An 18,529-nucleotide genomic window follows, 5' to 3' on the forward strand; every position below is an offset into this window, starting at 1 on the left:
TTTATCCTAGAAACAGGCTGTTCCGTGGGTGAGGGGATCGATACCAAAATGTTTGGCAATGGTTTGGCCCATATCGGCAAAGGTTGCGCGACGCCCCAGATTATTTTCTTCCATGTCTTTTTTATAGAAAATCACCGGTACATATTCACGTGTATGATCGGTACCTTCCCAAGTTGGGTCACATCCATGATCTGCTGAAATCAAAACCAGATCATCATCTTCTAGTTTTTCGAAAAGTTCTGGAAGGCGTTTGTCGAAATCTTCCAGTGCCTTGGCATAACCAGCTACATTACGTCGATGACCATATTCTGCATCAAAATCCACAAAATTAGTGAAAATCAAACTGCCATCACCCTTTTCGTCAGCCAGACGTAAAGTTTCATCGAACAGAGCCATATTACCTGTGGCTTTTACTTTTTCTGAAATACCGCGATGGGCAAAGATATCGGAGATTTTGCCAACAGATACGACGGTCTTATCTGCTTTTACAAGCTTATCTAACAAGGTGTCTTCATGTGGTTCTGTTGTGTAATCACGACGATTGCCTGTACGCTTAAAGCTTTTTGCATCTTCGCCAATAAAGGGGCGTGCAATCACACGGCCCACATTATATTCGTCGCATAATTCTTTGGCGATTTTACATAATTCATAAAGCTTATCCAAGCCAAAATGTTCTTCATGCGCCGCAATTTGAAACACACTATCAGCAGATGTGTAACAGATGGGCATACCGGTTTTAACATGCTCCTCACCAAGTTCTTCAATGATTACGGTGCCAGATGCATGTTTATCGCCAAGAATACCCTTTAATTCTGCTTTTTCAATTAAACGATCTGTCAGAGATTTCGGGAAACTTGGAATAGTTGTTGGGAAGAAGCCCCAATCAAAATCTACGGGCAGGCCCGCAATCTCCCAATGCCCAGACGGTGTATCCTTGCCTTTAGATACTTCCTGTGCAAAGCCATAAGCACCTTTGATCGCGGTTTCAGTTGTTAGGGAATTTAATGATTTACCAGTCCCCTCTGACCAGGCTTTTCCTAAACCAAGTGATAAGAGGTTGGGTATTTCAAGTGCGCCTGAACGACCTTGTTCATCTGCTTTGCCTTGTTCACAGGCTTTGGCGATATGGCCTAATGTATCCGCACCCGTATCACCAAAACTGTCCGCATCTTCGGCGGAACCAATCCCGAATGAATCCATGATCAATATAAATGTACGTGCCACGGTTTTTCTTTCTTTTCTTAAATTCTGAAGCTTATACCAACTAATATGCTCTTAGCTTGTGATACGTTCCATCACGATATTATTGATAGTAGGTGATGTTTCACCAACTGTAACTGCAGATTTTACAGCTGCTTCTGCTGCATTGGCTTGATCGTCATTACGTGCATGAATGCGACAGAACGGCGTATTGCTATCCACATTATCACCAAGAGCACGAATGCAACTTAAACCAACAGCATGATCAATATCATCGGTCGGCGATTTACGACCACCACCCAATGTTACCACAGAAAGGCCAATTTCACGTGTATTCAATTCGGTAATCATGCCTGTATCATCCAAATATACATCACGGGTCACTTCGGCCAATGGCATATGGCTTTCTTTTTTCTCGATCAAATCAGCAGGGCCGCCAAGTTCAACAACCATTTGCGCAAATTTTTCTGCGGCACGTCCGCTCTCTAAAGCGTCCTCAGCTTTTTCACGGGCCTCTTCTATAGTATCTGCAAGCTTACCCAATAAGACCATCTCAGCCGCTAACGCCATAGTGATTTCATGTTGACGAGGTTCTCGTGCTTCTTTGATGGTCAAATAATCAATGACCTCGATGGTTTCAACGGAATTACCTGCCGTATTGCCCAGAACTTGGTTCATATCAGTGATTAACGCATTGGTTGCTGTATCAGCGCCATTGGCAACAGCAACAATACTTTCAGATAGCTCCTTGGCCATTTCAAAGGTATCGCAGAAAGCACCATTACCGCATTTGATATCCATAACCAAAGCATCAAGACCTGCAGCCAATTTTTTGGAGAGAATAGAGGCTGTGATTAATGGCACGGATTCAACGGTGGCTGTCACATCACGGATACCATAAAGGCGTTTATCTGCAGGTGCCAATTCACCAGTTTGACCGATAATAGCAAAACCTAATTTCTTAACGATAGCACGGAACTGTTCGTCTGATGGCGCGGTGTTGTAACCCGGAATAGCTTCCAATTTATCAACGGTTCCGCCTGTATGACCAAGCCCACGGCCAGCAATCATCGGAACATACGCCCCGCAAGCAGCCACGATTGGTGCAAGCATCAAACTAATTTTATCGCCCACACCGCCAGAAGAATGTTTATCAACAACAGGACCGTTAAGACCCAAATTATCCCAGCTTAAAACATCACCTGAATTCATCATACCACGGGTGAGGGCAACGCGTTCATCCATATCCATACCTTGGAAGAAAACCGCCATTGCAAAAGCGCCAACTTGTGCTTCAGACAAGGTGTTTTTTGTAATCCCGTCGACTACAAATTGGATTTCTTCTGCAGATAGTTTGTTTCCATCGCGTTTTTTGCGAATAATTTCCTGTGGAAGCATCTGATACTTCTCCTATTTATCTAAATTTTAATCGCGCCATATCCCAAAAACGGGAAATTATTAATAGGCTGCGTTATTCTCTGTTTCTGATGTGCCGTCTAGAACAGCAAGTAAGTTGGTTAGAACGCCACTGGCACCAAAGCGGAAATGGTCTGCATTGATCCAATCTTCGCCCATCACGTCAGCTGCTATTTGAAGATATTGAGCAGCTGTTTCCGTATCGCGAATACCACCTGACGCTTTGAAGGCGCCAGAACCATGCGCTTTGATAGCTTCAAGCATAGTCTTTGCTGCTTCAGGTGTTGCCGATATCGGGGACTTACCAGTAGAAGTCTTGATAAAATCTGCACCTGCTTTTAGTGAGATTTCAGAAGCACCGCGAATAGCAGCTTCAGTTGCAAGTTCACCGGATTCAATAATGACTTTTAGCTTCACATGATCACCGCAAGCTGCTTTGGTCGCGGAAACCAATTGCGTTGCAATGTCACCATCACCACGTAAGTATGCGCGATAGGGGAATACAACGTCTACTTCATGTGCGCCAGCTTCAACAATTTGCTTAGTTGTACTAACGGCTTGATCCACATCTGAACCGCCATCTGGGAAGTTAGCAACAGCTGCAACTTTAATATCGGTATCTTTTAATAGATCCACCGCCAAGGCTGCAAACCGTGGCCATACGCATACAGCGGCTGTATTGCCATGCGTTGTTTGTGCTTTCGCGCAAAGTGCTTTGACGTCGTCTTCTGTATCACCATCATTGAGGGAGGTTAAATCGAGACAAGCAATTGATTTTTTCGCAGCTTCTGTCAGATTCATCTTATAATGCTCCTTCAGATAGATATGTCTTTAGGATAGCAGCAATTTTTTGTGCGCCTTTACCCGCCATCGCCATAGTATGTTCATGGCTGAGTTTTTCATCAGAAAGGCCTGCACCTAAATTGGTGATATTGGAAAGACCTGCGACCTTCAAACCATAGAAACGGGCCAAGATAACTTCAGGTACAGTGGACATGCCCACGGCACTTGCGCCCAACATTTTTGCCATACGGATTTCTGCTGGTGTTTCAAAATGCGGTCCTGTGAACCACATATAAACGCCTTCAGAAACATCAATTTCTTCCTGCTTTGCAATGTTATGAAGACGTTCACGGATCGCAGGATCATATGCATCCACCATTCCGACAAAACGTTCATTACCTTCTTTCCCAATAAGTGGGGAGGTTGCTGCATAGTTAATATGATCATTGATAATCATGACACTGCCCGGTTCATAATCCGTGTTCAGGCCACCAGCTGCATTGGTTACCACAAGCGTATGACATCCAAGCGTATGAAAGGCTTCAATCACAGGATCCATAACTGACGCATCACCATGTTCATAGAAATGTGCACGTCCCTGAGCTACAATAACATTTGTCTTGCCAATGTTACCGCAAACCAATTGCCCAGCATGTCCAGCCACACCAGCTGATGGAAAACCTTCCAGATCATTATAGGAAATCTTTGTGGCGTTTTCGACCAAATCGGCAAATTCACCAAGGCCGGAACCTAGAATGATAGCCACTTCTGGTTTGAAGTCAGGCAGAATGGATTGGATATGTTCTGAAGCTTTGCTCATTACAGTAATAAACTCTTAATTATAAATATTATTTTAGATTTTCTGGACCAAAAGAGTCCGGCAGTAATTCGTCTAAGGTATAGCTTTTACGTAAACCTTCTTCTCCATAGACATGCACTGGAGTGTCAGGTTTTCCAAATTCGCGGATACGTTGACGACATCCCCCACATGGCGTGACCAAAGCATCACCTTTGCCGATGACAGCAATTTCACGAATTGCCGTCTGGCCATCCATTACCATTGCGGCAATTGCGCTGGCTTCGGCACAGTTGCCTTGTGGGTAAGCTGCGTTTTCGACGTTACAACCAGAATAAATTTTGCCGTTTTCGGCTAAAATTGCTGACCCTACCTGAAAATTGGAATAGGGGGCATAGGCTTTTTCCATTGCTTCTGCTGCAGCTTTTTGAAGATCGTCTTTAGACATCTTAGCGTTCCTTCACATAAGGGATACCGATTGCTTTTGGCGGAATGGCTTTGCCAATAAAGCCGGCCAAAAGAATAACGGTTAAGATATAAGGTAATGCTTGAATGAGAGTTACAGGGACTTCTGTTTCCGTTCCCGGGATAACGACACCCTGTAGACGGATCGCAATGGCATCCAATAGACCAAACATTAAACAAGCAAGCATGGCTGTTTTTGGACGCCACTTACCAAAGATTAGCGCAGCCAAAGCGATATAACCTTGTCCTGCGGACATTTCACGCACGAATGCCGCGTTCTGGGCCGTAGATAGGTATGCACCTGCGATACCACATAAAACGCCATTCACCGCCAAGGCTTTATAACGCATCGCACGTACACCAATACCTGCAGTATCAACGGCTTTTGGGTTTTCACCAACGGCACGAAGGCGCAGGCCAAAACGTGTTTTAAATACAATCCAACTTGTAACTGGAACCAATAAGAAAGCTAGATAAACCAGTATATTATGACCACTGATTACTTGGGCATATAATTGTCCAATGACTGGGATAGAATCCAAAGCTTCTGCAAAAGGAAGTTCAATCGGCGTGAAACGCGCATCTTTTGGTAACGTTGGTGTTTGCCCACCTTGACGGAAGAAGGCAATGCCTAGAACAACTGTTAAACCAGATGCCAGAATATTAATCGCAACACCGCTCACCACTTGGTTACCGTTATGTGTTACGCAAGCAAAACCGTGTAACATTGACAGGCTGAAAGAAAGCGCAATTGCAGCAACCAAACCAACCCAAGGACTACCAGTCACATAAGTAACAGCGGCAGCTGCAAAAGCGGAAAATAGTAGCTTCCCTTCAAGGGAGATATCTACTGTACCTGATCTCTCAGAGAAGAGCCCTGCCATAGCACATAAGACGAGCGGGGTAGAGACACGTAATGTGCCATCTAAAACTGAAAGGAGAATAACGATAGACTGTTCCATAATTAAGCCTCCTTACCGTTTTTCGATAACGTGATCGCGTAATAAATATTCGCCACAAATGGTTTGGTCATATAGGCCAAGGCTCCGCAGAAGAGGATGATCAGGCCTTGAATTGTTACAACCATTTCACGTGTAAATTCAGAATATTCAAAGGCAAGTTCTGCCCCACCTTGATAAAGAATACCGAATAACAAGCTCGCGAGGATAATACCAACAGGATGGTTACGTCCCATAAGAGATACCGCGATACCAGTGAACCCGTAACCAGATACAAAGTTCAACAAGATTTTATGATGTACGCCCATGATTTCGTTCATACCAACAAAACCAGCCAGACCGCCGGAAATCAACATTGCCATCATGACAATACGACGTGGGTTCACACCCGCATAAACGGCAGCGGGTTCATTTGCACCAACACTACGTAATTCATAACCCCAGCGTGTGCGCCAGATAAATAACCATAGGAACACACAGCAGGTTAACGCCCAGAAGAAGGTTACGTTCAAAGGGGTGGAGGCCAGATCAAAACCAAAATTCGCCATAAATTCATGCATGAATGGTAGATGACCAGCTTCGGCAAATTCACGTGACTCTGGTGACATTTGACCTTTGCCACGCATCACATCTACCAGAAGATATGTCATCAAGGCAGAGGCGATAAAGTTGAACATAATTGTGGTAATAACAATATGACTACCGCGATAGGCTTGTAAGTATGCAGGTACGGACGCCCAAGCAGCCCCAAAAGCAGCACTTGCCATAATCGCCAATGGCAATATCATCCAAAATGGCAAATATTGATCAACGGCAAGGATTAATAAACCGACGCCTAAACCACCGATATATGCTTGTCCTTCACCACCAATATTGAACAAATTCGCATGAAAAGCGATCGCAACAGCAAGGCCTGTAAAGATAAAGTTTGTCGTATAGTATAGGGTATAACCCAACTCGTAAGACCCACCTAAGGAGCCAATAATCAACCATTCCAAGGCTTCAAACGGGTTAATACCGATCAACCAGATAATAATACCTGAAATGAATAAGGCGAATAAAATATTCACCAAAGGCAAGACACCATAATCCATCCAAGCTGGAAGAGGAGGTTTCGCCATGCCGATTTTCTTTTTTGGTTTTTCTTCTGTCATGGTTGTATCACTCATGCTGTGATCTCCCCATCTGGAGATGTCTTATGGGCATTTGCCATCATTAGACCTAAAATCTTCTCATCCGCTTTGTCAGCTTCGATTTCGCCAACAACGCGACCTTCAAACATTACCAAGATACGATCTGCCAGGGACATGATCTCTTCAAGTTCTACAGAGACGAGCAAAACAGCACATCCGGCATCCCGCATAGCAATGATTTGTTGATGAATGAATTCAATCGCCCCGATATCCACACCACGGGTTGGTTGCCCAACAAGCAGAATAGGGGGATTGCGGTCCATTTCGCGGGCTAAGATGAGTTTTTGCTGATTACCACCAGAGAAATTGGCAGATTTCAAACTTGGGTCCTGTGGACGTACATCAAAATCGTTCATAATACGTGCACAATAATTTACGATATTACCAACCTTGGAAAGGATTGGGCCGTTAAATTCTTTATCACGATGATAACCAAGGATAGAGGATTCATGGGCGGAAAAAGAAGGAACCAAACCTAAATGCAAACGATCTTCTGGAACATGTGCAAGGCCAAGGTCGCGCATTTCCTTTGCATTTTTTGGATTATCCGCATCAATGGTGATGTCGCCAAGTGTAAAGGATCCTTTGGAAACGGCCTCAATACCGGATAAAGCTTCTAATAATTCGCTTTGTCCGTTGCCAGATACACCTGCAATACCCACAATTTCACCAGCACGAAGATCAAGAGAAACGTTATCGACACGTGCAACATTAAACTGATCAAAGACGGATAGGTTTTCGACCTTTAACTTTGTTTCTTTTGGTTGTGCTTTTTGTTTATCGGCTTTTGTACGAACTTTACGTCCCACCATAAGCTCAGCCAATTCTTCACGATCTGTCTCAGACGTCTTGCGATGGGCAACCATTGTGCCGTGACGCATGACGGAAACATTATCAGTGATTGCCATGATTTCGCGAAGCTTATGCGTGATTAAAATAACAGTTACGCCCTGATCCCGAAGGGCTTCAAGAATTTTAAATAACTGATCTGTTTCCTGAGGTGTTAAAACGCCAGTTGGTTCGTCCAAAATCAGGATTTCAGCACCGCGATAAAGTGCTTTCAGAATCTCCACACGTTGTTGCTGACCAACTGGAAGGTCCTCAATCAAACTATGCATTGGCACATGAAGGCCATATTCTTTTTCAAGACGTGTGAGTTCCGTTTCAGCCTTCTCAATACTGTCTTTTAAGACTTCCCCGGATTCTGCACCTAACATTACATTTTCAAGAACGGAAAAAGTATCAACCAACATGAAATGCTGATGAACCATGCCAATGCCGGTTGCAATTGCATCATTGGAATTACGAATGTTGACTTTTTTCTCATTCACAAAAACTTCGCCGCTATCAGCTTCATAAAAGCCATAAAGGATACTCATCAATGTGGATTTACCTGCACCATTTTCACCGATAATTCCGTGGATGGTGCCTTTGGGAACAGACAGGTTCACATCGCTATTGGCTTGCACGGGCCCAAAAGCCTTGCTGATACCATTTAATTCGATAGCTGTACCCACTGTAGAAGGGGAAGATTGATTTGTCATAAGTATTATGATCCGACCAATATTTTCGTTTGATTTGACGTAAATATGAAATCTTGACCAACTGGTCAGGATTGTCAAATGTTCAATTAAGGACAGGTTAGAAAAAAATAGAGGGGTAGTAAATTGCCTTTTCCCACTATTTTATGTGAAACTCTAACAAAATAACGGGGGCGAATGCCCCCGTTACACATGTCCGCCATCTAAATGGCTAGAAACACAGACTTAGTATGTGCAAGTACTATCAGACATATAGTCATGTACATTGATTGCACCAGCAATGATATCCGCTTCTGCCAAGTCAGCCGCTTCTTTCATTTCTGCTGTGATTAGATCTTTGTTATGTTCGTCCAAAGACCAGCCTACACCACCTTCAGCCAAACCATATACGTTAAAGCCAGGCTCAAATGTACCTTCTTTAGCGGATTTGAAAACTTGGTAAGCTGCAACATCAACGCGTTTCAACATAGATGTTAATACAGAACCAGGGTGTAAATGGTTTTGGTTGGAATCAACGCCGATGGAATATTTGCCTTCATCAGCAGCTGTTTGAAGAACACCAACACCTGTACCACCAGCTGCCGCGAATACCACGTCAACGCCTTGGTCAAATTGTGCGCGTGTCAATTCAGAACCTTTACCCGGATCGTTCCAAGCAGCAGGTGTTGTACCTGTCATGTTTTGGATCACTTCGATATTTGGGTTTGCGAATTTTGCACCTTGTTCAAAACCACAAGCAAAACGACGGATCAATGGAATATCCATACCACCGATGAAACCAACTTTACCTGTTTCAGACTTCATTGCAGCCAATAGACCAACAAGGAAAGAGCCTTCATGTTCTTTAAATACAACAGATTGTACGTTTGGTTGATCAACAACCATGTCAATGATGGCAAAATCTGTATCAGGATATTCAGCCGCAACTTTGGAAATCGCATCAGCTTGCGCGAAACCAATACCTAGAACTGGGTTGGATCCACGTTGTGCCATTTTACGGATTGCTTGCTCACGTTGTGTTTCGTTTGTTACTTCAAACTCACGATATTTCTCGCCTGTTTCAGTTTTGAAACGTTCCACACCGTTATAAACGCCTTCGTTGAAGGATTTATCAAACTTACCACCCATGTCGAATACGACAGCTGGTTTAAACTCTTCAGCATTTGCTGTTTGAATACCGAATACCAAAGCTGCAACACTGACAGCACGGAAGAAGGTTTTCATTACATTCCCCTTATCAGAATATTTATTGTTAACTCTTAATTTATAAACTGGGCGAGCTGTATAAAGCATAGATTTCTATGTTTCCAGCCCTTATTCCAAAAACTTCTATAGCATGAATAGCGAGACAGCCAAATAGATTCCGCAATAAAGTTTTTGCTTTTCAATGAAATCCTTTCTGGCGTATAGAGAGGATGAGTGGGGCAATTGAACTATATTTATAATGGATTGGCATCTGTTTTTATGACCGTTGAAATTTCTAAAACCCGCGGACAATTTGTGTTTTCTGGTTTCTTTATCGCCCATTTTGCCTGCTTTGGGATCGTTTTACCCTTTCTACCTTTATGGATGAAAAGCCATGGAATTAGCGACGGCGACGTCGGTCTGATTTTAAGTTCTGCTTTCATCAGTAAAGTTGTATTTGGGCTTGCCGTAGGTACATTGGCGGATGCAACAGGTCATCGAAAATATTGGATTTTGTTCCTTGCGATTACCAACCTTATCGGTTTTTGGATTTTTGCCCAGACCGATAGTTTTTGGCCGATGTTGATTGTTTGGTTCATTGTCGGGCCACTACAAACCAGCATGATTCCCATGATAGATGGATTGGCTATTACCGCAGCGAGACGTGGTTTCTTAAATTATGGCCCTGCCAGATTATTCGGATCGATTGCCTTTATCGTCGTATCCAGTATTGCCGGCGTATATTTAGCTGGTAAATCCATTGATCATATCCCGACCTTGCTTATGATTTTTGGTGGGATTGTTGTCATTGCAGTTTTGCCTTTACCGGATTTACGTCCTCGTCAAAAAGCGGGACGGCGTATTGCTTTATTCGATGTGGTTAAAATCCCGGGTCTGATGGGGTTTGTGATGGCTGCGGCCCTTTTACAATCTAGTCATGGTGCGCTTTATGCGATTGCGACTCAGCATTGGGCAAATGCAGGTTTATCAAGTGATATGATTGGTTTTCTTTGGGCGGAAGGGGTGACTGCAGAAGTGATTCTTTTTGCTTTTGGTGCCATCTTATTAAAAAAGGTTGGTTTGCGTGGTTTGTTGTGGTTGGCGGTTATAGGTGGAACTATTCGTTGGTTTACGCTAGGGGCAACAACTGACACTGTGGTTTTGATTATTGTACAAGTCCTGCATGCCTTTACATTTGCGGCTACCCATCTCTCAATCACAAACTATATTTCTCGTCATGTACCAGATGAGTTAACGGCTTCGGCTCAAACTTTTTATGACGGTTTGGCGATGGGTATTCTTATTGGGCTATTTATGACAGTGTCGAGTTGGTTGTATGATACAGCGGTCGCAGGGCATGTTTTCTGGATTATGATGGGGATTTCACTCACAGCTGGCGTTGTACTTGTCTTTACCGGAAAAAAAGCAAGAGAGTTAGGTATTTAAGCCGTAAAATCTGGCCCTGAAATTACCTTAAACTGGACCTAAAATCTTCGTAATTCCTCTTTTAAAATAGAAGCCTGTTTTGAGGGAGTGAAGATTTATGAAAGTTTCCATTTTAACATTTGATGGATTTAACGAACTGGATTCGTTTATTGCGCTGGGTATCCTCAACCGTATGAAAGGTGAGGGATGGCAGGTAAATATAACTGCACCTAGCACTCATATTACTTCTATGAATGGTGTGACCATAGAAGCTCAACAACAATTAGAATATGCAAATGAAGCTGATATCGTTTTGTTTGGTAGCGGTATCTATACGCGTGATATTGCCCAAGATCCTGATGTGATGAACAGACTTTCCTTGAACCCCGAAACACAACTAATTGGGGCGCAATGTTCTGGCACATTAATGTTGGCAAAGCTCGGTTTATTGACGAATGTACCAGCCTGTACAGATTTAACCACCAAGCCATGGGTAATTGAAGCTGGTGTTGAAGTTTTAAATCAACCCTTTTTTGCAAAAGACAATGTGGCGACTTCTGGTGGTTGTGTGGCGTCGCAATATTTAGCGACTTGGGCTTTATGCAAAAGAGCTGGTGAAAAGGCTGCAAGTGAAGCTATTCACTATGTCGCACCAGTCGGTGAAAAAGAAGAAACAGTGGAACGTAGCTTAAAAGCCGTTTTAGCCTATATTTAGGACATTGCTTCTTCTAATTCCTCAGATAACTCCAACCATTCCATTTCCTTCGTCTCAATTTCTGACTGAAGGGCTGCAGATTTTTGTGACAGAGCCAACATATCTGCTGTTGATCCATCATAGGCATTTGGATCTGCTAGTTTTTCATGAATTTCTGCAAGGTCTTTTCGTAAATGATCAAGACGTGTGTCGATTTGTTTAATCTTCTTGCGTAATTCTGCTGTTGCTGCGCGTGCTTCCGCACGTGCCTTGCGATCATCTTTTTTATTGGCTAGAGGTTTGTCTTCTGCAGCTTCAGCACGTTTTGTGGCCTTTTGTGCACGACGTTCTTCGCGACGTTGTTCCAGAAGAAGTTGTTCATATTCTGCAAGATCGCCCTCAAAACGTTTGCAGGTACCGTCGGCAACCAGCCACAAACGATCTGCACAAGCGTTGACCAGATAGCTATCATGGCTAACAAGAATGACCGCGCCTTTATAGGCTGCAATAGCCTGAATAAGGGCTGCGCGGCTATCCATATCCAAATGGTTGGTCGGTTCATCAAGCAGTAAAATATGTGGTTGCGACAAACAAATCACGGAAAGCGCCAGTCTTGCTTTTTCACCACCTGATAAGTCTGCAATACGCGTTTTGACTTTATCTTCGCCAAATCCAAAACCACCTAAATGTGTACGAATCTGTTGATCATTCCATTGAGGGCGATTGTTTTGGATGAGTGTTATAGGCGTTATGCTGCCATCCATCTCATCCAATTGATTTTGGGCGAAATAGCCAACTTCCAGTTTGTTCGATTTACGATATTCACCACCCAATGTTTCAAGGCGATTACCAAGGAAACGCAACAAGGTTGTTTTACCATTACCATTGGCACCTAGTAGTGCCACACGATCATCCATATCAAGGCGCATGTTCAAATTGCGCAGAATAACTTTTTCACCGTAGCCAATTTCTACATTTTCCAATGCAAGAACCGGAGGCGGAAGTTCCTCTGGTTGTGGGAGTGTAAAGGTCACCGCACGATCTTCATTAATCTGTGCAATAGGCTCCATTTTCTCCAGCATTTTTAAACGGCTTTGAGCCTGACGCGCTTTAGACGCTTTATATCGGAAACGGTCAACGAAAGCCTGCATATGGGCGCGCTGTTCCGCTTGTTTTGCTGCAGCTGCCTTTTGCAACTCCATGGCTTCACGACGTGCATTTTCAAACTGATCATAATTCCCTGTGTAAAGGGTCATACGTGTGTTGTCCAAATGCAGGATATGTTGTGGAACCTTATTTAGAAAATCCCGGTCATGGGAAACAATAAGTAAGGTCTTTGGATAACCCATTAGATAATTTTCAAGCCAAAGCGCTGCTTCCAAATCCAAATGGTTGGTGGGCTCATCAAGTAATAGAATATCTGGCGAGGAAAAAAGAATAGCGGCTAATGCTACACGCATCCGCCATCCACCGGAGAAAGTATCAAGGCTACGTTGTTGATCTTCTTCTGAAAAACCAAGGCCAGCGAGAATCGAAGCTGCGCGGGCAGGGGCTGTATGCGCATCGATATCCGCTAGGCGTTCATGAATCTCGGCAATACGCTGTGGATCTGTCGCTGTTTCCGATTCTGTCAAAAGGGCGGTTCGTTCCTTATCTGCAGACAAAACTATCTCGACAAGTGTATCATCACCTTCTGGTTCTTCTTGGGCAAGTAGGCCTATCGTTTGATGATTCCCAACGGAGATATCACCCGAATCCAACTGTATTTGGCCCGAAATCAGTTTTAACAGGGTAGATTTTCCCGTTCCGTTACGTCCAACAAGTGCGACACGGTGACCATCAGGGATTTGGACTGACGCATCTTCAATTAAGATACGTCCGCCGATACGATAAGTAAGATCAGAAATAGTAAGCATGTCGGGGCTTTACCATGTGATTTCAGGAATGCAAAGAGGGATCAATATGCTTTCAACTATTTAGAGGATAGAAGATGTAGAATGTGACAGTTTGATCACAATTTCTTGTTGCGATGCGAAAGGACTTGCGTGAAACACATATCCTATGTATAAGGCCGTCCGACGCGCTTACAGTATCTTGCAAGCGCGTTTCGAATTTTTGGACCGCGCGTCAGGTGGCGCGTCTCGGATTTTTAAAAGAGACAGAGGCTTTATAAAATGGCTTTGCAACGTACATTTTCTATCATTAAACCAGATGCAACTCGTCGTAACTTGACAGGCGCGATCACAGCGAAATTGGAAGAAGCTGGTCTTCGTGTTGTTGCGTCCAAACGCATCCACATGACACAAGCAATGGCTGAAACATTCTACGGTGTTCACAAAGAGCGCGCATTCTTCGGCGACTTGGTTGCATTCATGACATCTGGTCCAGTTGTTGTTCAAGTTCTTGAAGGTGAAGATGCTATCGCGAAAAACCGCGAAGTAATGGGTGCAACAAACCCAGCAAATGCTGACGAAGGCACAATCCGTAAGATGTATGCTGAATCTATCGAAGCAAACTCTGTTCACGGTTCTGATGCACCAGAAACAGCTGCTGAAGAAATCGCATTCTTCTTCTCCGGTTCTGAAATCGTAGGTTAATTCCTGCTTGGATTTGAATTTGGAAGAATAGGGAAAACCCTATTCTAGAATTTTGGGAATAAGGCATATCCAGAAATGGATATGCCTTTTTTCTTTTTCACGAATTGAATTTGCTGATACAACTTTCGCATAAGAAAATACATATATGGCGGGAAGTTTTAATGAGCGACTTTAAATTATCACAAGAGCAAATCGAAACCTTTCAAAAAGAAGGTGTTCTGGGCTTGAAAGGCGCATTTAAGGATTGGGTAGACGTTCTACGTGAAGGCGTGGCTCAAAATCTTGATGCACCTGGAGAATTTGCAACGGATAGCATCCGTGAAGGTGAGGGGGGCCGATTCTTTGATGATTATTGTAACTGGGAACGTATCCAGCCTTATCAAGACTTTATCCAAAATTCTGATTGTGCGGAAATCGCTGCGAAAGCAATGAAGTCTAAAACAGCACAACTTTTTCATGAACATGCAGTAATTAAAGAAGCAGGAACCGCGAAAGCAACTCCGTGGCATCATGATATGCCTTATTACTGTGTTGATGGTCCTCAAACCGTTAGTGTCTGGATTGCATTAGACCCAGTGCCATTAGAAGCGACCGTACAGTTTGTGGCAGGGTCCCATAGCTGGGGTAAATTGTTTTACCCTCGTAAATTCTTGGATGGCGCTGCTTATGTTCAAGATGCATCTGAACTAGAACATATCCCTGATATTGATGGAAATAGAGATCAATATGAAATCCGTGAATGGGCGTGTGAGCCGGGGGATGCGGTCCTGTTTGATTTCAGAACCTTGCATGGCACAACAGCAGCCATGTTAAAAGGTCGCCGTCGCGCGATTGCCTTCCGCTGGCTTGGTGCTGGGGCTTATTATATGGATCGCCAAGGGGAGACATCTCCACCCTATCCAGAATTAGAAGGTAAATTAAAGTCTGGTGATGCTTTACCGGCATCCACATTCCCGGTGATTTGGGAAGAAAAGGCGGCCTGATAAGTTATGTTGAACTTCCTTTCTCGCCCCGCTTATCTTTTTGCAATTGCGCAAACTTTTTTATGGGCGGGATCAATTTATTTGTTTCCAGCCCTGTTGCTGGAATGGGAAAGGAAGTTTGATTGGGCCCGTACAGATGTTGTGGCAGGTTTGACATTGGCGTTAGTTGCCTCTGCTGTGCTGGCACCAATTGCAGGCAAGATCATTGATAAAGGCCATGGACGAAAACTTCTGATTAGTTCAGCTATGACAATGGGATGTCTTGTAGCTGGGTTAAGCTTAATTCAGGATATCTATCAGTTTTATCTGGTTTGGTTTTTAATCGGAATCACCATGGCAGGCTGTCTTTATGAAGCCTGTTTTGCGTTTTTAAACGCATTTTTAGGGGCAGAATCGAAAAAGACAATTACGGTTATCACCTTGATATCTGGCCTTGCAGGGACGATTGCATTTTCTACGATTTCCGCATTGGTTAGCATTGGTGGATGGCAATTTGCCTGTTATTGTTTTGCGACGCTTATCTTACTGATATCAGTGCCATGTTTATGGTTAGCAACGTCTTCTATTATGAGGGATTATAGAATCCACGCCCATCATGGCGAAGATATATCTGATCCACCAAAAGTGAAACAGATATTGGCCAATCCGCTTTTTTGGGTGATTGCCCTTACTTTTGCGATTGTCGCGTTAAATCATGGTATGATTGTGAATCATCTATTACCTATTTTGGATGAACGTAATATTAATCACGATACGGCTGTTTTAACCATTTCGATGCTTGGCCCGTTGCAGGTAGCAGGTCGTATAGCAATGATGGCTGCAGATAAGAAACTTTCTGCATTACAAATAACGATATTCGCGTTTTTTGGTATTTTTATGGCCTCTTTCATTCTGTTAGGGGCTGAAAGCGTACCATCCATGTTGGTTTTCTTTGTAGTCTTGCAGGGAGGCTGCTATGGCGTCATGAGTATCGTACGGCCAATGGTGATTGGAGATATCTTGGGACGTAAAAATTTCGGTGCAATTTCAGGTCTTGCTGCGATGCCTTATTTGACTACGGTTGCGTTTTCCCCATTCTTTGGTGCCTGGATTTGGCGTGTTAGTAGCTACAACGTAATGCTTACTTTTACAGGGATAATGGCGTTGGTTGGTTTTTTGAGTTTTCTTTGGCTCAGAAAGCAACAGGTTAAGAGCTCATAAATAAAAAACGGCATCTAAAATTAGATGCCGTTCAAAACTGTATTTTTGGGGTATATCTTAAACCAAAGTCAAACCCATAACAGCCAAAGCAAGTGCGATAGCAACAGAACCCCAAACAAATAGTTTTGTTAGGTTATTCCATGTTTCAACATGATCACGTGATGCTTCTAGATGTTCCATTTGATCCATAATCTTCATCCCTAGCAGAGTTTAGAATTTTTATAACTACACATTTTTTAAGAGATTTTATGTGCTTCGTCCAGCAAAATTGGACCTTTAATCTCATTTACATAAGCATCACCATCTTTGATGCTAACTTTACCTTCTGCAATCCAGCGTAATGCAAGAGGATAAATTTGATGTTCCTTCACTAAAACACGTGCTGCCAATTCAGAAGCGGTATCGTTCTCAAGGATTTTTTCTGAACATTGCAGGATAAGAGGCCCAGTATCTAATTCTGCGCGCACATAGTGAACCGTGGCACCATGATGACTTTCACCTGCTTCGATTGCACGTGCATGTGTGTCCAGACCACGAAATTTTGGTAACATGGATGGATGAATATTAATCATCTTATCATGCCATTTATTGATGAACTCATCTGTTAAAATTCGCATAAAGCCCGCAAGCACAACGAATTCTGCACCAGAACCTAGTATTGCCTGATGTAAGTCTGCATCAAAGCTTTCACGGTCAGGATAATCCTTATGTGAAATAACTTTTGTTGCAATATCTGCCTGTTTTGCACGTTCTAGTCCATAAGCATCAGCTTTATTTGAAATTACAGCTGTAATTTCAACTGGATAATCCGGATTTGAACAAGCATCAATAATTGCTTGAAGGTTGGAGCCGCCACCAGAAATTGCGACGGCGACTTTCAGCTTGGTCATTAGTTCAACCCATCAATGATCACAGCTGGACCGTCGCCACGTTGGATAACTTCACCCATGCGGATCGGCGTTTCACCTTCAGATTTCAGCGCAGTTTCCACTGCATCGACTTTATCCGCAGCTACAAACAGGATCATGCCAATACCGCAGTTGAAGGTTAAATGCATTTCTTCTGCAGTAATATTGCCAGCTTCAGCCAGCCAATCAAACACCTTTGGTGCATCCCACGCGGTACGATCTACGCGTGCAGCCAATTCATCACCATAAACACGAGGTAGGTTTTCATAGAAACCACCACCTGTAACGTGACAAAGTGCATTTACACCGCCCGCTTTAATAGCTGCCAAGCATGCCTTCACATAAATACGAGTTGGTTCTAATAAAGCCTCGCCGATAGATTTATCAGCATCAAACGGACAAGGATCTTTAAAATCTAGACCATTCACTTCCAGGATTTTGCGCACCAAAGAGAAGCCATTGGAATGCACACCAGAAGAAGGAAGACCGATTAAAACATCGCCAGCAGCCAGTTTGCTGCCATCAATCACCTCATCGCGTTCAACGGCACCCACTGAAAAACCAGCGAGATCATAATCACCAGACTTATACATACCCGGCATTTCAGCTGTCTCGCCACCAATCAAAGCTGCACCCGCTTGTAGGCAACCATCGGCAATACCTTTTACAACATCTGCTGCAACATCTACATCTAAGGCTCCACATGCAAAGTAATCCAAGAATGTAAGAGGTTCTGCACCTTGCACAACAAGATCGTTTACGCACATGGCGACAAGATCGATACCGACAGTGTCATGTTTACCTGTTTCTAAAGCAATTTTTAGTTTTGTGCCAACACCGTCTGTTGCTGCTACCATCAAAGGGTCTTTATAACCAGCTGCTTTTGGGTCAAAGAAACCACCAAAACCACCGAGGGAAGAATCAGCGCCGCTACGACGGGTGGATTTTGCATAAGGCTTGATGCGATCAACAAGAGAGTTACCTGCATCAATGTCAACACCTGCATCTTTGTAGGTGAGGCCATTTTTTCCTTCAGCGTTATCAGCGTTACTCACGGGCGTATCCTTTATTTTCAATTCGATAGAATGCAAAAGTTCAATTTGGAAAAACGTCAATAAAATGCCATATATCTCTTATAGCCTTTTGACGAATCAGTCAGAACCTGCATTAATACCTTAATGGTA

Annotated in this window: 18 protein-coding genes; 5 read left to right on the top strand and 13 right to left on the bottom strand. The window is 43.4% G+C overall.

Going from position 1 to position 18,529, the window contains the following annotated elements:
* Nucleotides 1–6 precede the first annotated feature (6 nt).
* The 9 genes from ACOQOA_RS17455 to ACOQOA_RS17495 all read right to left on the bottom strand — a co-directional run bounded on the left by ACOQOA_RS17455 (nucleotide 7) and on the right by ACOQOA_RS17495 (nucleotide 9,577).
* Nucleotides 7–1,224 carry a phosphopentomutase gene (locus ACOQOA_RS17455; RefSeq protein ID WP_420549876.1) on the bottom strand — a complete coding sequence of 406 codons (1,218 nt, stop codon included), beginning with the start codon at nucleotides 1,222–1,224 and terminating at the stop codon, nucleotides 7–9.
* Nucleotides 1,225–1,275: 51 nt separating this feature from the next.
* On the bottom strand, nucleotides 1,276–2,598 hold the full coding sequence (gene deoA, locus ACOQOA_RS17460; RefSeq protein WP_420549877.1) for a thymidine phosphorylase: 1,323 nt from the start codon (nucleotides 2,596–2,598) through the stop codon (nucleotides 1,276–1,278).
* Between the two features lie 60 nt (nucleotides 2,599–2,658).
* Nucleotides 2,659–3,417 carry a deoxyribose-phosphate aldolase gene (gene deoC / locus ACOQOA_RS17465; protein WP_420549878.1) on the bottom strand — a complete coding sequence of 253 codons (759 nt, stop codon included), beginning with the start codon at nucleotides 3,415–3,417 and terminating at the stop codon, nucleotides 2,659–2,661.
* A 1-nt stretch (nucleotide 3,418) separates the two neighbouring features.
* Entirely contained in the window at nucleotides 3,419–4,219 is an 801-nt protein-coding gene (locus tag ACOQOA_RS17470; RefSeq protein ID WP_420549879.1) for a purine-nucleoside phosphorylase, read from the bottom strand.
* Between the two features lie 28 nt (nucleotides 4,220–4,247).
* Nucleotides 4,248–4,643, bottom strand: a complete 396-nt coding sequence (locus ACOQOA_RS17475) for a cytidine deaminase (protein WP_155155556.1) — start codon at nucleotides 4,641–4,643, stop codon at nucleotides 4,248–4,250.
* Nucleotide 4,644: 1 nt separating this feature from the next.
* Nucleotides 4,645–5,622, bottom strand: a complete 978-nt coding sequence (locus ACOQOA_RS17480; RefSeq protein ID WP_420549880.1) for an ABC transporter permease — start codon at nucleotides 5,620–5,622, stop codon at nucleotides 4,645–4,647.
* 2 nt (nucleotides 5,623–5,624) lie between these two features.
* Nucleotides 5,625–6,788: an ABC transporter permease gene (locus ACOQOA_RS17485; protein WP_420549881.1), complete on the bottom strand. Its 1,164-nt coding sequence runs from the start codon at nucleotides 6,786–6,788 to the stop codon at nucleotides 5,625–5,627.
* Complete coding sequence (locus ACOQOA_RS17490; protein ID WP_420549882.1) at nucleotides 6,785–8,356, bottom strand: ABC transporter ATP-binding protein; 1,572 nt, start codon at nucleotides 8,354–8,356, stop codon at nucleotides 6,785–6,787. Before ACOQOA_RS17490 ends, ACOQOA_RS17485 begins: the two co-directional genes overlap by 4 nt.
* Nucleotides 8,357–8,578: 222 nt before the next feature.
* Nucleotides 8,579–9,577, bottom strand: a complete 999-nt coding sequence (locus ACOQOA_RS17495; protein ID WP_420549883.1) for a BMP family lipoprotein — start codon at nucleotides 9,575–9,577, stop codon at nucleotides 8,579–8,581.
* Between the two features lie 204 nt (nucleotides 9,578–9,781).
* Here ACOQOA_RS17495 and ACOQOA_RS17500 point away from each other — a divergent pair, with 204 nt between their 5' ends.
* Entirely contained in the window at nucleotides 9,782–10,984 is a 1,203-nt protein-coding gene (locus tag ACOQOA_RS17500) for an MFS transporter (protein WP_420549884.1), read from the top strand.
* Nucleotides 10,985–11,081: 97 nt separating this feature from the next.
* On the top strand, nucleotides 11,082–11,678 hold the full coding sequence (locus ACOQOA_RS17505) for a DJ-1/PfpI family protein (RefSeq protein WP_420549885.1): 597 nt from the start codon (nucleotides 11,082–11,084) through the stop codon (nucleotides 11,676–11,678).
* Here the strand turns inward: ACOQOA_RS17505 and ACOQOA_RS17510 are convergent.
* Complete coding sequence (locus ACOQOA_RS17510; RefSeq protein ID WP_420549886.1) at nucleotides 11,675–13,573, bottom strand: ABC-F family ATP-binding cassette domain-containing protein; 1,899 nt, start codon at nucleotides 13,571–13,573, stop codon at nucleotides 11,675–11,677. The two genes, ACOQOA_RS17505 and ACOQOA_RS17510, sit on opposite strands and share 4 nt — an antisense overlap.
* A 258-nt stretch (nucleotides 13,574–13,831) precedes the next feature.
* On the opposite strand from ACOQOA_RS17510, the gene ndk reads away from it, so the two are divergent.
* The 3 genes from ndk (at nucleotide 13,832) to ACOQOA_RS17525 (ending at nucleotide 16,437) form a co-directional block, all read left to right on the top strand.
* The gene (ndk, locus tag ACOQOA_RS17515) at nucleotides 13,832–14,254 is read left to right on the top strand and encodes a nucleoside-diphosphate kinase (protein WP_155155542.1); all 423 of its coding nucleotides are present in this window, start codon (nucleotides 13,832–13,834) and stop codon (nucleotides 14,252–14,254) included.
* A 161-nt stretch (nucleotides 14,255–14,415) separates the two neighbouring features.
* The gene (locus tag ACOQOA_RS17520; protein ID WP_420549887.1) at nucleotides 14,416–15,237 is read left to right on the top strand and encodes a phytanoyl-CoA dioxygenase family protein; all 822 of its coding nucleotides are present in this window, start codon (nucleotides 14,416–14,418) and stop codon (nucleotides 15,235–15,237) included.
* Nucleotides 15,238–15,243: 6 nt separating this feature from the next.
* The gene (locus ACOQOA_RS17525; protein WP_420549888.1) at nucleotides 15,244–16,437 is read left to right on the top strand and encodes an MFS transporter; all 1,194 of its coding nucleotides are present in this window, start codon (nucleotides 15,244–15,246) and stop codon (nucleotides 16,435–16,437) included.
* A gap of 57 nt (nucleotides 16,438–16,494) precedes the next feature.
* On the opposite strand, the gene ACOQOA_RS17530 is transcribed toward ACOQOA_RS17525, so the two are convergent.
* The 3 genes from ACOQOA_RS17530 to purM are packed head-to-tail and all read right to left on the bottom strand — an operon-like array spanning nucleotide 16,495 to nucleotide 18,400.
* Entirely contained in the window at nucleotides 16,495–16,626 is a 132-nt protein-coding gene (locus ACOQOA_RS17530) for a hypothetical protein (RefSeq protein WP_420549889.1), read from the bottom strand.
* A 47-nt stretch (nucleotides 16,627–16,673) separates the two neighbouring features.
* Entirely contained in the window at nucleotides 16,674–17,327 is a 654-nt protein-coding gene (gene purN / locus ACOQOA_RS17535; RefSeq protein WP_420549890.1) for a phosphoribosylglycinamide formyltransferase, read from the bottom strand.
* A complete protein-coding gene (gene purM, locus ACOQOA_RS17540) occupies nucleotides 17,327–18,400 on the bottom strand; it encodes a phosphoribosylformylglycinamidine cyclo-ligase (RefSeq protein ID WP_420549891.1) in 1,074 nt (357 codons plus the stop codon). The genes purN and purM overlap by 1 nt, the downstream gene beginning before the upstream one ends.
* Between the last annotated feature and the right edge of the window lie 129 nt (nucleotides 18,401–18,529).

This window comes from Curvivirga sp., assembly GCF_965219885.1.
Lineage (GTDB): Bacteria > Pseudomonadota > Alphaproteobacteria > UBA8366 > Aestuariispiraceae > Curvivirga.

Excerpts from the sequence above, each read along its gene's own strand:
- deoA (WP_420549877.1), bottom strand. The coding sequence starts at position 2,598 with ATGCTTCCACAGGAAATTATTCGCAAAAAACGCGATGGAAACAAACTA.
- deoC (WP_420549878.1), bottom strand. The coding sequence starts at position 3,417 with ATGAATCTGACAGAAGCTGCGAAAAAATCAATTGCTTGTCTCGATTTA.
- ACOQOA_RS17470 (WP_420549879.1), bottom strand. The coding sequence starts at position 4,219 with ATGAGCAAAGCTTCAGAACATATCCAATCCATTCTGCCTGACTTCAAA.
- ACOQOA_RS17475 (WP_155155556.1), bottom strand. The coding sequence starts at position 4,643 with ATGTCTAAAGACGATCTTCAAAAAGCTGCAGCAGAAGCAATGGAAAAA.
- ACOQOA_RS17480 (WP_420549880.1), bottom strand. The coding sequence starts at position 5,622 with ATGGAACAGTCTATCGTTATTCTCCTTTCAGTTTTAGATGGCACATTA.
- ACOQOA_RS17485 (WP_420549881.1), bottom strand. The coding sequence starts at position 6,788 with ATGAGTGATACAACCATGACAGAAGAAAAACCAAAAAAGAAAATCGGC.
- ACOQOA_RS17490 (WP_420549882.1), bottom strand. The coding sequence starts at position 8,356 with ATGACAAATCAATCTTCCCCTTCTACAGTGGGTACAGCTATCGAATTA.
- ACOQOA_RS17495 (WP_420549883.1), bottom strand. The coding sequence starts at position 9,577 with ATGAAAACCTTCTTCCGTGCTGTCAGTGTTGCAGCTTTGGTATTCGGT.
- ACOQOA_RS17505 (WP_420549885.1), top strand. The coding sequence starts at position 11,082 with ATGAAAGTTTCCATTTTAACATTTGATGGATTTAACGAACTGGATTCG.
- ACOQOA_RS17510 (WP_420549886.1), bottom strand. The coding sequence starts at position 13,573 with ATGCTTACTATTTCTGATCTTACTTATCGTATCGGCGGACGTATCTTA.
- ndk (WP_155155542.1), top strand. The coding sequence starts at position 13,832 with ATGGCTTTGCAACGTACATTTTCTATCATTAAACCAGATGCAACTCGT.
- ACOQOA_RS17520 (WP_420549887.1), top strand. The coding sequence starts at position 14,416 with ATGAGCGACTTTAAATTATCACAAGAGCAAATCGAAACCTTTCAAAAA.
- ACOQOA_RS17525 (WP_420549888.1), top strand. The coding sequence starts at position 15,244 with ATGTTGAACTTCCTTTCTCGCCCCGCTTATCTTTTTGCAATTGCGCAA.
- ACOQOA_RS17530 (WP_420549889.1), bottom strand. The coding sequence starts at position 16,626 with ATGGATCAAATGGAACATCTAGAAGCATCACGTGATCATGTTGAAACA.
- purN (WP_420549890.1), bottom strand. The coding sequence starts at position 17,327 with ATGACCAAGCTGAAAGTCGCCGTCGCAATTTCTGGTGGCGGCTCCAAC.